The sequence below is a fragment of the Blautia sp. KLE_1732_HM_1032 genome (assembly GCF_025147905.1).
GTDB classification, from domain to species: Bacteria; Bacillota; Clostridia; order Lachnospirales; family Lachnospiraceae; genus Blautia_A; species Blautia_A fusiformis.
Genome location: NZ_CP102266.1, coordinates 2,287,202 through 2,300,355, shown reverse-complemented (window position 1 = coordinate 2,300,355; position 13,154 = coordinate 2,287,202). Strand labels below are relative to the sequence as shown.

Sequence of the window (13,154 nt, the reverse complement as noted above, 5' to 3'; positions counted from 1 at the left end):
GAAATGATAAACACACGTTACTGTGCGGCTGCGTATTTTATGCAGCCGCTGCATATTCTCCATAAAAATATTTCATTGTAGCTTTCCGATGAAAGGTGCTATAATATTCTTATGTAAGTATGAACATGGGGGATGAAATCGTGAAAAAAAACAAGTATGAGATCGATATGTGTAATGGGTCGATCATGGACAAGCTGATTTCGTTTTCACTGCCGCTGATGCTGTCCGGTATCCTGCAGCTGATGTTCAATGCAGTGGATATCGTGGTAGTGGGACGTTTCAGCGGAAGTGAGGCGCTGGCGGCAGTAGGCTCCACTACCGCACTGATCAATGTGTTTACCAACCTTTTTATCGGGATTTCTCTTGGTGCCAATGTGCTGGCAGCCAGATTTTATGCTGCCGGTAAGGATGAAGAAATGTCAGAAACAGTACATACATCGATCCTGCTGGCTCTGATCAGCGGGATCATCATGGCAGTTCTGGGAGTGATCTTTGCCAGAATCTGCCTGGAACTGATGGATACACCGGACGATGTGATCGATCTTTCTACTCTTTATATGCGTATTTATTTCCTGGGAATGCCGTTTTTTATGCTGTATAACTATGGTGCGGCGATCCTGCGTGCTGTGGGAGATACCAAGCGGCCGCTGGTCTTTCTGATCATTTCCGGCTGTGCCAATGCGCTTTTGAATCTGTTTTTCGTGATCGTGTGTCATTTAAGCGTGGCCGGTGTGGGAATCGGAACGGTGATCTCTCAGCTGATCTCCTGCATTCTTGTCCTTCGGTGTCTGTATCAGACAGAGGGAAGCTATCAGCTGCGTTTTTCAAAACTGTCCATAAAGGGAGAGTACCTGAAGCAGATCTTCCAGGTGGGACTGCCTGCCGGGATCCAGAGTACAGTGATCAATTTTTCCAATGTACTTCTTCAGTCTTCTGTAAACTCCTTTGGTTCCATTGCTATGGCAGGATATACAGCAGCCAATAATATTTTTGGATTTCTGTATGTGTCCGTGAATTCGGTTACCCAGGCCTGCATGAGCTTTACCAGTCAGAATTATGGTGTGCGAAAACCGAAACGTATGGACCGGGTGCTTGTTGACTGTATGATCCTGTCCTTTGTCGTATCCTTTGCCATGGGCTGTGGTGCATACTTTTTCGGTCCGCAGCTTCTGAAGATCTATACGGAAGACCCTAAGGTTATCCAATGCGGAATGGAGATTCTTGCCTATACCACAGTTACCTATTTCCTCTGCGGACAGATGGATCTGTTTCCGGGAGCACTGCGCGGAATGGGACGCTCCGGTGTCCCCATGATCCTGTCTATTATCGGAACGGTCGGCCTTCGAATTGTGTGGATTTTCGGAATTTTCCCGGCTCACAGATCACTGAAAGTACTGTTTATTTCTTATCCGGCATCCTGGATCCTTACGATCATCATGCAGGTGACCTGTTTCTGGTTTGTAAGGCGGAAAGTTCACAGGCAGCTTCTGGGAGAGACTGCAGAATAAAAACGAATACACAGAATATCAGAAAAAGCGGATAGAATTCCGCTTTTCTGTGTTTACGGGGAAAATAAAACAGGTCAACTCATGTCCATTTTGCAAACAGGAGACATTGGAGCTGGAAAATAAAGAATATGGAGGAAACATGGAATTATTAAAACCTGATTATTACGACGAATTTACCTGTATTGCAGACAAATGCACCATCAGCTGCTGCAGGGAATGGAAGATCAACATAGATGATGAAACCTACAGAAACTGGAAAACCATCCAGCCGCCGTCAGAGGTGCCCGGACACAGAAGCTGCCTGCAGGCCTATACCATGAAAAAGGACGGCAGCCGGATCATGAAGATGACGGAAGAGCACGATTGTCCTTTTCTTGCAAAGAACAGACTGTGCTATCTGGTAAGTGCTTATGGGGATTCGATGCTTTCAGAGACCTGCCAGATTTTTCCAAGGGAGATCCATGAATTTCAGGATCATAAGGAAGCGACCATGATGCCCTGTTGCCCGGCTGTCCTGGACATCTGGAAGGGGAAGAAAAGAATCGCTTTTCCGGAAACTCCAAAAGAAAAGGAACAGCCGCTTTTTCTTGTGCGCCGGAAGGTTATGGATCTTATAATGGATCCTGAAAAAACACCGGAGGAAATCCTTCTTGAAAGTTTTTATGTTCTGAAGGAACTTCACTGGAACATGCCGCTTACCACAGAGCTTGTGGAAGATTATTTTTCAGAGAAAACGATTCGCCAACTGGAACATGCTATTAATGAAATAGAGCTGCCTGTTCTGGATACCATGGACGAATGCAATGAACTTTTGCAGGACCTGGCTGTAAATTACCGGAAAGAGGGACTTTACCGGAAATATCTGGAGCCGGTGATGGAACTTGCGGAGGAATTGTCCGAAGAATATGAGGAAAAGGAACTGGTGGAAGCCCGGGAGGATTTTTATCGGAAATTTCGTGTATATGAAGACCTTCTCCGGAGCTTTCTTGCCAACGAAGTATATTCAGATCTTCTGACACCGGAGGGAGATCTGGAAGATGCCCTGGTCCATATGCAGTGGATCGGTATGGAATATGCCACCATCCGCCAGGCTGTTTTTCTTCGGTGGCAGAAAGATGGACGGGGATCTCTTCCCTACGAAACACTCCGGGATTATATGGTAGTGATCTCCAGAATGACCGGATATGAGGAAGACGATATCCGGGAATATCTTGAGAACAGTTTTGAAGAGCTTCTGTGGGAGTGGGGATATTTTGCGCTGATCACAGGGAAATGACTTTATAACTTAAAGTTATATTAAGTATTAAAAATATACATTTTAATTATATGATGTTTTGTGTTAGAATATAGGACGAATAGGGCAGCGGAGGAATGACTGCCCTGAAATGGATAACGATCAGAAAGGAACTTGTTTTATGGATAAGGGAACAATTTTTAAATTTCATAATGACCTTGATACCGATCAGATCATTGCATCCCAGTATCTGCTTCTGCCGAATCTGGATGAAATGAAAGGCCACACATTTGAATCACTGGATCCGGATTTTTCCAAAAAGGTTAAACCGGGAGATTTTGTAGTTGGAGGAGAGAACTTCGGATGCGGATCCTCCAGAGAGCAGGCACCGGGTGTTCTTAAGGCACTTGGAGTAAAGGCAGTTATTGCGAAATCTTTTGCCCGTATTTTTTTCCGCAATGCCATTAATATCGGACTTCCGGCAATTGTCTGTAAGGATCTTCCGGATGCTGTGAAGACAGGAGATACCCTGGAGCTTCATATGTCCGAGGGAACTGCTGTTGCCAATGGTAAGACTTATTCCTGCACAAAACTGCCGGAATACATGCAGAATATACTGAATCAGGGCGGCCTTATCGCTTCTCTGAACCGTGAGGAGGAATAAGAGATGGGAATGACGATCGCAGAAAAAATCATCGCGGCAGCGGCTGGAGTGGACAGTGTAAAACCCGGAGATATCTATACAGTTCAGCTGGATCATCTGATGAGCAATGACGGAACCACACATCTGACTGTTGACATGTACAACAACAAATTAAAAAATCCACATATCGCAGATACAAAGAAACTGGTATTTATCGTAGACCATAACGTACCGTCTGACAGCCCGAAAACAGCGGCATCTCAGAAAAAGATGAGAGATTTTGCAAGAGAAAATAATATTGATTTCTGGGAAGGAAAGGGTGTCTGCCACCAGATCATGATCGAGAATTATGTCCGTCCGGGACAGTTGATCTTCGGTGCTGACAGCCATACCTGTTCCTACGGAGCACTTGGTGCTTTCGGTACCGGTGTAGGATGTACAGATTTCCTTTACGGAATGGTAACCGGAACTTCCTGGGTCATGGTTCCGGAAACCGTAAAATTTAACCTGACAGGGAAGCTTCCTGAGGGCGTTTACGCAAGAGATCTGATCCTTACCATTATCGGTGAGATCGGGGCAAACGGCTGCAACTATCAGGCAATGGAGTTTACCGGTGAGGGCGCCAGAACCTTAAGCATCAGCGACCGTATGGCACTTTGCAACATGGCTGTTGAGGCTGGTGCGAAGACAGGAATCTTTGAGGCTGATGATAAAGCTCTGGAATATCTGAAAGAGCATGGACGTGAGCCAAAAGCGGTATATCACAGCGATCCGGATGCTGTTTACGCAAGAGAGTATACCTTTGATCTTTCAAAAGTCCGTCCGGTTGTAGCGAAGCCAGACTTTGTTGACAATGTGGTTCCGGCTGAGGAAACCTGCGGCATCAAGATCAACGAAGCGTTCCTTGGCTCCTGCAATAACGGCCGTATTGAAGACCTCCGTGTAGGCGCAGAGGTGATCAAAGGCAAAAAAGTTGCAGAGGGAGTTCGTTTCCTGGTTGTTCCTGCAAGCCAGACCATCTATCGTCAGGCATTAAAGGAGGGGCTTATCGATATCTTCATGGAAGCAGGGGCTATTGTTATGAATCCGAACTGCAGTGTATGCTGGGGAAGCTGCCAGGGTGTTATCGGCGAGAATGAGGTCCTGATCAGCACAGGAACCCGTAATTTTAAGGGACGTGCAGGGCATCCGAGCTCCAAGGTTTACCTGGGATCTGCGGCAACAGTTACTGCATCTGCCGTTGCAGGTGAGATTGCAACTGCTGACAGAGTATAAGAGTTTCAGAAAAGATTTAAATAATATATTCAGAAATTATCAGAGGATGATCCGTTCCGGCGTGGGTTCTTATAACAGGGCAGACAGAAAACATTTGCCTGATGATACGGAACAGAATAAACAGGAGATATACATATGGAAGCATTTACAGGAAAAGTGTGGGTACTGGGCGATGATATTGACACCGATATCATCATTCCGACCGAGTATCTGGCGCTGAAAACCATTGACGATATGAAACAGTACGGATTCAGTCCCCTTCGCCCGGAGCTGGCAGGACAGATCCAGAAAGGTGACATTATTGTAGCAGGAAAGAACTTCGGCTGCGGTTCCTCCAGAGAGCAGGCACCGGAGATCATTAAAGCACTGGGCGTACAGTGTGTTATTGCGAAATCTTTTGCACGGATCTTTTTCCGCAACTCCATCAACAACGGCCTTCTTCTTATCGAACAGCCGGATCTTCACGACAATGTGAAAGAGGGAGATGAAGTTACAGTTGTGATGAACGAGCATGTAGACCATAACGGAAAACAGTACCCGATTGCTTCTCTTCCGGAGAATCTGATGGATATTATTCAGGCTGGCGGACTTGTAAAAGCCATGCGCAAACTGAACGGTCTGGACTAAGACGGAAAGGAGAGAAATAATGGGTGAGACGATCATTGAGAAAATTATCAGACATAACACAGGCAAAGCAGTAAAGCCTGGCGATATCGTGACGGTCAATGTTGACAGAGTGATGATCCATGATATCTTTATTCCGTTTGTAGCGGACAAATTTGAGGAGATGGGCTTTCAGAAGCTGTGGGATCCGGACAAGGTTGTTCTGATCTATGACCATCTTGTACCGGCAAGTCAGCAGGATGATACCAGACATTTCCATGTGGGAGATGCTTTTGCAGCTAAATATGGCATGAAAAACGTACACAGAAGTGACGGTATCTGTCATCAGCTTATGACTGAGGCAGGTTATGTTAAACCCGGTAATATTGTATTTGGTACAGACAGCCATACCACGACTTATGGATGTGTCGGTGCGTTTTCTTCCGGCATCGGTTACACAGAGATGGCCAGCATCCTGGGAACAGGAACCATGTGGATCAAGGTTCCGGAAACCATAAAGGTTGTGATCGACGGAGAACTTCCGGAGAATGTGATGTCCAAGGATATCATCCTCCGCCTGATTGGCGACCTTCGTGCAGATGGTGCAACTTATCGTGCACTGGAATTTTCCGGAAGCACCATTGAGAACATGTCTGTGGCAAGTCGTATGACCATGGCAAACATGGCGATCGAGGCAGGTGCAAAATGTGCACTTTTCACACCGGATGAGAAGACTGCCGCTTACTGTGAGACAGAGCTTGATGAGTTCCAGAAGAGTCTTGTAGGCGATGAGGATGCCGTTTATATGAAGACCATGACTTATAAGGCAGAGGATTTTGTACCGGTTATGGCTTGTCCGTCACAGGTGGACAAGATCCGTGATGTCAGCGAGCTTCAGGGTGAGACCATCGATCAGGTATTTATCGGTTCCTGTACAAACGGACGTCTGGAAGATCTGATGGCAGCAGCAGAAGTCCTGAAGGGCAAAAAAGTTGCAGACTTTGTAAAACTGATCGTAACTCCTGCAAGCCGCAAGATCTACCGTCAGGCCATTGAACTTGGTATTCTGGATACGCTTGCTGAGGCAGGTGCCATCATCACACATCCGGGATGCGGACTTTGCTGTGGAAGAACCGGCGGAATCCTGACAGACGGGGAGAAGGTTGTGGCAACCAACAACCGTAATTTCCTGGGACGTATGGGAACTTCCAAGGTTCAGATCTATCTGGCATCTCCGAAAACTGCAGCAGCCTGTGCGATCGCAGGTAAGATCGTAATGCCGGAATAAGCAGCAGAAGATCCGTTCGGAAATACTGCTGACAGAAACATAAAAAAGAAACGTATGAAAGGACAGATTTTCGCGAGGAGTGGCAGTCTGTCTTTTTTTACCGGATCAGAAGGATCCTGGATAAGTCATTTTTACAGAAAATGGGATTTATTGTATTATAATAACAGCCAGTGTGACAACATAACATATATTACATAAGACTCGAGGGATAAGGGTATGGAGAAAAGATCAACCATCAGTAAAAAGACACTGAAGATCATACTTGGAATCTGCATTGGCGTAACGATCCTGGCAGTGGCAGGGGTATTTGTCTATACATACTTGGCAGATCATAATACGCTGGGACGGAAGATTTCCATATGGGGAGTGAATGTTTCCGGACTGGATGCAAAGCAGGCAGAAGAAAAGATCACTGCGGAATTTGCAGATCGTCCGGTATCCTTTCAGGAAAATGATCAGGAAGTTTACAGTACAACTTTGAAAGAGCTGGGCTACAGTCTCAATGAAGAAGCCCTTCTGAGTAAGCTTACAGAAATTCAGAAACAGCGGGAAGAGAGCCGGAAGCTTTTTCCAAAGGAAGAAAATATAGAACCGGAATGTCAGATCGAGGAAGATGAGGAGCAGGAAAAGCAGGCTCTTGATCTTTCAAATTTCGGTACGGAAGAAAGAAAAGCTTCTATTGATGCAGCCATTCAGTACGATAAGGAGAAAAAAGAATTCACCCTTGTGAAACAGGTACAGGGGACGGAAATCGATCCGGATAAGCTGGAGACTACCGTGGACATAAATCTGAACGCAGCATTTGATACGGCTCTGCTTGGGGATACCATCACAGTACCGATCAACAAGCATGTGTATGTAAGTCCGACGGTCACTGTAACAGAGGATATGAAAAATAAGATTACAGACCTGAACAGCCAGCTGAAGAAATACCGCAGCAGTACAGTAACTTATACATTCGGAAGTGAAACGGCTGTTCTGGATTCCGATACGATCACATCCTGGCTGAAGGCTGAGGGGGAGACGCTGACTTTAGATGAAGAAGCCATTAAAGCCTACATCAGTGAGCTTGCCAACAAATACAATACCATTTATGTTCCCCGCACCTTTCATACATCTGCGGGAACGGATGTGACCATTGAGGGAAATGAGTACGGATACCGGATCGATCAGGACGGAGAATATGCTCAGCTTCTGGAAGACCTGAAAAGTGGTACTGCTGTAACAAGAGAGCCTGTTTACAGCAAAAAAGGATACCAGAGAAACGGAACAGACGATCTGGCAGGCAGTTACATAGAGGTCAGTCTGGATGCACAGCATTTGTGGCTGTATAAGGACGGATGCCTTGTGACGGAAACAGATATTGTCAGCGGTAAGCCGGTGAAGGGGCGTGAAACATATCGTGGTGCATGGCCGATCGCCTACAAGGCGAGTCCCTTTAACCTTACCAGCAATGAATATGGTTACGATGTAAAGGTTAATTACTGGATGCCTTTTGTCTACGGACAGGGACTTCATGATGCGTCCTGGCAGTCATCCTTTGGCGGGAACCGTTATAAAACCAACGGAAGCCACGGTTGCATCAATCTGCCTAAGGATCAGGCAGCACTGATCTATAACACCATTGATGCAGGTTATCCGATCATTATTTACTGATAGGAGCAAAAAAGCTTCGGAGAGATCCGGAGCTTTTTTTATGCCCGAAAATGAAAATTATCATGGAAGCAGGATCGTAAATGATAAGGTTTTTCAAAAGTACGTTAAAAAAAACACAAAAAAATATCGAAAAAGCCTTGTCGAAACAGAAATAACGTGATATGATGATCTCGGAAATCGAGCTAATACACTTCTTAATTGCGGAGGAAGAGTGTTTTTCTCTTTTATTTGGGTGCAAATTGATAAAAAAACTCAAATAAGTGTTAGTTGAGATTTCATTTTTTTATTCATGTATCGTTAAAAAAAAGACAATATATGAACAAGAATATCTACTATAAACGTCAGATTTTAGACTAAGAAAGGATAATGAAAGGTATGAAGTACAGTTATTATCCGGGTTGCACCCTGAGAACAAAGGCCAAAGATCTGGATGAGTATGCCAGAGCCAGTGCCACAGCCCTTGGGTTTGAGCTTGAGGAGATCGAGGACTGGCAGTGTTGTGGTGGTGTTTATCCGCTTGGCACAGACGAGATCGCCACAAAGCTTTCTTCCGTCCGTGCGTTAAACCAGGCAAAAGAAAAAGGCCAGGATCTGGTGACGATCTGTTCAGCCTGTCATCATGTGATCAAGCGTGTCAATGATGATATGAAAAATGTGGAAGATATCCGGACCAGAGCCAACAATTATATGCAGCTGGAAGCTCCCTATGAAGGAGAGACAACCGTTCTCCATTATCTGGAGGTTCTCCGGGACAGAGTCGGTTTTGATAAACTGAAAGAAAAAGTAGTAAATCCTTTTACCGGAAAGAAGATCGGAGCCTATTACGGATGTCTGCTTCTGAGACCTGGAAAGATCATGGCATTTGATGATCCGGAAAATCCAAGGATCATGGAGGATTTTATCCGTGCCCTTGGCGCTGAGCCTGTGATCTATCCTTACAGAAATGAATGCTGTGGAGGATATATATCCCTGAAAGAAAAAGAAATGTCACAGAATATGTGTGAAAAGATCGAAGAAAGTGCAGCCGGATTTGGCGCAGATATGCTGATCACTGCCTGTCCACTGTGCAAATATAATCTGAATAAAAATGCCGGAAACAGACTGCCGGTTTACTATTTTACAGAGCTTCTGGCAGAAGCCCTTGGCGTCAAAGAGGAGGTGGCAAAATGAGAGATAACCATTCTGCTGCGGAAAAAATAAAGGAGATCAGCGGGACCAATCCTCTGAAATGTATGAAGTGTGGCAAATGCTCTGCTACCTGCCCATCCTTTGACGAGATGGATATCAAGCCTCATCAGTTTGTGTCCTACGTGATCAATGAAAATATCGAAGCACTTGTAAATTCAGCATCCCTGTGGAAATGTCTTTCCTGTTTTGCCTGTGTGGAGCGCTGTCCGCGAGACGTAAAACCCGGAAAGATCATTGACGGGGCAAGACAGCTGGTTGTCCGGGAAAAAGGCGGAGACTATCTTTCACCAAATGAAATTCCGGAGCTTCTTGATCCGGAGCTTCCTCAGCAGCTGCTGGTAAGTGCATTCAGAAGATACAGGAGGTGAGAAAGTGCAGAGAATCGGTGTATTTGTCTGTCATTGCGGAAGTAATATTGCCGCTACGGTAGACGTAAAAAAAGTTGTGGAAGTCATAGCGAAAGAGCCGGGTGTTGTACACGCCGAGGATTACCAGTATATGTGTTCCGAGGCAGGTCAGTCCAGAATTCAGGAAGCCATCCGTGAAAAAAATCTCACAGGTGTGGTTGTCTGTTCCTGCTCCCCGCGTATGCATGAGACAACTTTCCGCAAAGCAGCGGAAAAAGCAGGCCTGAATCCATACATGGTGGAGATCGCAAACATCCGTGAGCACTGTTCCTGGATCCACAAGGATATGCAGGAGGCTACGGAGAAGGCCGTGATCCTTGCAAGAGCAGCAGTAGCAAAAGTCAATTTAAATGCTCCTCTTCAGCCGGGAGAAAGCCGCGTTACAAAGAGAGCACTGATCATCGGAGGCGGTATCGCCGGAATCCAGACAGCTCTTGATATTGCTGACGCAGGCTATGAAGTTGATATCGTGGAAAAAACGCCAAGTATCGGCGGAAGAATGTCACAGCTTGACAAAACCTTCCCTACTCTGGACTGTTCCGCATGTATCCTTACCCCGAAAATGGTGGAGGCTGCAGCCCACGAAAAGATCAATATCTATACATACAGTGAGGTGGAAAAGGTTTCCGGTTTCGTAGGAGATTTTACTGTTGATATCCGCAAAAAAGCACGCAGTGTCAACATGGACAAATGTACAGGCTGCGGTGTCTGTCAGGAGAAATGTCCGTCCAAAAAAATCCCTAACGAATTCAACAGAGGCCTGAACAACCGGACAGCCATCTACACGCCGTTTGCCCAGGCAATCCCAAATGTTCCGGTAATCGACCGGGAGCATTGCCTGAAATTCAAGACCGGTAAATGCGGTGTCTGTTCCAAGGTATGTCAGGCAGGAGCTGTTGATTATGATCAGCAGGACGAGATCGTGACACAGAAATACGGAGCTATCGTAGTGGCAACAGGATTTGATACCATCAAACTCGACCGGTATGATGAATACGCATACAGCCAGAGTAAAGACGTGATCACTTCCCTGGAACTGGAGCGTATCATGAATGCTGCAGGACCTACAAAAGGACATCTTGAGCGCCTTTCCGATGGAAAAGCACCGAAGGAGATCGTATTTATCCAGTGTGTTGGAAGCCGTTGCTCCGATGACCGTGGAAAGCCATACTGTTCCAAGATCTGCTGTATGTACACAGCTAAGCATGCCATGCTGATCCGTGATAAATATCCGGATACCAATGTGACGGTATTTTATATTGATGTCCGTACACCTGGTAAAAACTTCGATGAGTTTTACAGAAGAGCAGTTGAGCAGTATAGCGTAAACTACATCAAAGGTCAGGTAGGAAAAGTAATTCCGCAGCCGGATGGAACACTTCTTGTTCAGGGCTCGGATCTTCTTGATAATAAGCAGATCTTCAAGAAAGCAGATATGGTAGTTCTTGCAACAGCCATTGAGCCGAATCCGGATGTACGTAAGATTGCTACTATGCTTACTGCAAGTATTGACACCAACAATTTCCTTACAGAAGCCCATGCAAAGCTTCGTCCTGTAGAATCACCGACAGCAGGAATTTTCCTTTCCGGTGTATGCCAGGGACCAAAGGATATCCCGGAGACAGTTGCCCAGGCAGGAGCTGCGGCTGTAAAGGCCATAGGGCTTCTTGCAAAGGACAAGCTGACAACCAATCCATGTACGGCAAGATCCGACGAGCTTCTCTGTAACGGATGCTCTACCTGTGCAAATGTATGTCCTTACGGAGCGATTTCCTATGAGGAGAAACAGGTCAACGATCACGGTATCCGTGAGACAAGAAGAGTTGCGGTTGTCAATACAGCACTTTGCCAGGGCTGCGGTGCCTGCACAGTAGCCTGCCCGTCAGGAGCCATGGACCTTCAGGGCTTCTCCAACAGACAGATTATCGCGGAGGTGGATGCAATATGTCGATAGAAACAAAGGAAGAATTCAGACCAAAGATCGTGGCATTCTGCTGTAACTGGTGCAGCTACGCCGGAGCAGACCTTGCCGGAAGCAGCCGTTTGAGCTATCCGGCGGATGTAAAGATCATCCGTGTTCCATGTTCCTGCCGTGTCAATCCCATGTTCATCCTCCGTGCCTTTGAAAAAGGAGCCGATGGTGTGATCATGTGCGGATGTCATCCGGGAGACTGCCATTACAGTACCGGAAACTATTATGCAAGAAGACGTATGACACTTCTGTTTTCAATGCTGGATTATATTGGGGTGGAAAACGGAAGAACACGTGTGGAATGGGTATCTGCCGCAGAAGGCGTGAAATTTTCACAGACTATGAATGAGTTTGTTGAGAAGATCCATTCACTTGGTAAAAACGTGAGATTGGAGGATATAAGATGCAGGAGCTGATAAAACGTGCAAAAGAACTGCTTGCAGATGGCACGGTAGTCCGGGTTCTTGGGTGGAAAGCCGGAGATCTTGCCTTTAATCCGGAACCAGCCTATTTTGAAACACCGGAATCTCTGGAGGATTTTGTCTATGATGGATTTTGCGGTGCCAATTTAAGCAAATATATGATCGAAGCTTCCAAGCTGGAAGGAAAAACCATGGTCTGTCTGAAGCCCTGCGATACATATAGCTTTAACCAGCTTTTGAAAGAGCATCGTGTAGACAGAGAAAAAGCCTATATCGTAGGTGTTGGCTGTAAAGGAAAGCTGGATATTGAAAAGATCCGCAAAATGGGGATCAAGGGTATCCGGGGAATTTCCGGAGCAGAGATTACCGGAGATGCAGAGACATTGACTGTGGATACTGTTTACGGAGAAAAAACCTGTGCATACAAAGATGCCATGCTGGAACGCTGCCATGTATGTAAAGGAAAAGAGCATAAAATTTACGATGAACTGATCGGTGAGTCAAAGGAGACAAAGGACGCTGACCGTTTCGCAGAAGTTGAGAGGATCGAGGCAATGAGTCCGGAAGAAAAATTTGCATTCTGGCAGAGCGAGCTGAGTAAATGTATCCGCTGTAATGCCTGCCGTAATGTATGTCCGGCCTGCAGCTGCCGCAAATGCGTTTTTGACAGCAACAAGTTCGACAGCGCCCAGAAGGCAAATGTGGATTCCTTTGAGGAAAAGATGTTCCATGTGATTCGTGCCTTTCATGTAGCCGGAAGATGTACGGACTGTGGCGAGTGTAGCAGAGTCTGCCCGCAGGGAATTCCCCTTCATCTGTTTAACCGTAAGTTTATCAAGGATATTGATACGTTTTACGGTGAGTATCAGGCAGGCGAGGATGCGGAGTCAAAGGGTCCGCTTACCAGCTTTACCTTTGAGGATGTAGAGCCAGGGATCGTGGCAGAAAGGGGATAATG

At 46.1% G+C, this 13,154-nt stretch carries 12 protein-coding genes; all 12 read left to right on the top strand.

Annotated elements, in window-relative coordinates:
- Positions 1-125 precede the first annotated feature (125 nt).
- The 12 genes from NQ489_RS11035 to NQ489_RS10980 all read left to right on the top strand — a co-directional run bounded on the left by NQ489_RS11035 (position 126) and on the right by NQ489_RS10980 (position 13,152).
- Positions 126-1,508: an MATE family efflux transporter gene (locus tag NQ489_RS11035; RefSeq protein ID WP_326928966.1), complete on the top strand. Its 1,383-nt coding sequence runs from the start codon at positions 126-128 to the stop codon at positions 1,506-1,508.
- A 139-nt stretch (positions 1,509-1,647) separates the two neighbouring features.
- Positions 1,648-2,784 (top strand): flagellin lysine-N-methylase, encoded by a 1,137-nt coding sequence (gene fliB / locus NQ489_RS11030; protein WP_044962413.1) that lies wholly within the window; start codon positions 1,648-1,650, stop codon positions 2,782-2,784.
- Positions 2,785-2,923: 139 nt separating this feature from the next.
- The gene (locus NQ489_RS11025) at positions 2,924-3,406 is read left to right on the top strand and encodes a LeuD/DmdB family oxidoreductase small subunit (RefSeq protein ID WP_022426042.1); all 483 of its coding nucleotides are present in this window, start codon (positions 2,924-2,926) and stop codon (positions 3,404-3,406) included.
- A 3-nt stretch (positions 3,407-3,409) separates the two neighbouring features.
- Positions 3,410-4,660, top strand: a complete 1,251-nt coding sequence (locus NQ489_RS11020) for a 3-isopropylmalate dehydratase large subunit (protein WP_021653001.1) — start codon at positions 3,410-3,412, stop codon at positions 4,658-4,660.
- A 135-nt stretch (positions 4,661-4,795) separates the two neighbouring features.
- Positions 4,796-5,287 carry a LeuD/DmdB family oxidoreductase small subunit gene (locus tag NQ489_RS11015; protein WP_021653000.1) on the top strand — a complete coding sequence of 164 codons (492 nt, stop codon included), beginning with the start codon at positions 4,796-4,798 and terminating at the stop codon, positions 5,285-5,287.
- Between the two features lie 19 nt (positions 5,288-5,306).
- On the top strand, positions 5,307-6,551 hold the full coding sequence (locus tag NQ489_RS11010) for a 3-isopropylmalate dehydratase large subunit (RefSeq protein WP_021652999.1): 1,245 nt from the start codon (positions 5,307-5,309) through the stop codon (positions 6,549-6,551).
- Positions 6,552-6,767: 216 nt separating this feature from the next.
- On the top strand, positions 6,768-8,207 hold the full coding sequence (locus NQ489_RS11005) for a L,D-transpeptidase family protein (RefSeq protein WP_021652997.1): 1,440 nt from the start codon (positions 6,768-6,770) through the stop codon (positions 8,205-8,207).
- A gap of 375 nt (positions 8,208-8,582) precedes the next feature.
- Positions 8,583-9,377 carry a CoB--CoM heterodisulfide reductase iron-sulfur subunit B family protein gene (locus NQ489_RS11000; RefSeq protein ID WP_044962411.1) on the top strand — a complete coding sequence of 265 codons (795 nt, stop codon included), beginning with the start codon at positions 8,583-8,585 and terminating at the stop codon, positions 9,375-9,377.
- Positions 9,374-9,763, top strand: coding sequence for a 4Fe-4S dicluster domain-containing protein (locus NQ489_RS10995; RefSeq protein WP_015524685.1), 390 nt, complete (start codon positions 9,374-9,376; stop codon positions 9,761-9,763). Before NQ489_RS11000 ends, NQ489_RS10995 begins: the two co-directional genes overlap by 4 nt.
- Positions 9,764-9,767: 4 nt before the next feature.
- Positions 9,768-11,756, top strand: coding sequence for a CoB--CoM heterodisulfide reductase iron-sulfur subunit A family protein (locus NQ489_RS10990; RefSeq protein WP_044962409.1), 1,989 nt, complete (start codon positions 9,768-9,770; stop codon positions 11,754-11,756).
- Positions 11,747-12,190, top strand: coding sequence for a hydrogenase iron-sulfur subunit (locus tag NQ489_RS10985; RefSeq protein ID WP_015524686.1), 444 nt, complete (start codon positions 11,747-11,749; stop codon positions 12,188-12,190). Before NQ489_RS10990 ends, NQ489_RS10985 begins: the two co-directional genes overlap by 10 nt.
- A complete protein-coding gene (locus NQ489_RS10980; RefSeq protein WP_021652993.1) occupies positions 12,178-13,152 on the top strand; it encodes a 4Fe-4S dicluster domain-containing protein in 975 nt (324 codons plus the stop codon). Before NQ489_RS10985 ends, NQ489_RS10980 begins: the two co-directional genes overlap by 13 nt.
- Positions 13,153-13,154 lie beyond the last annotated feature (2 nt).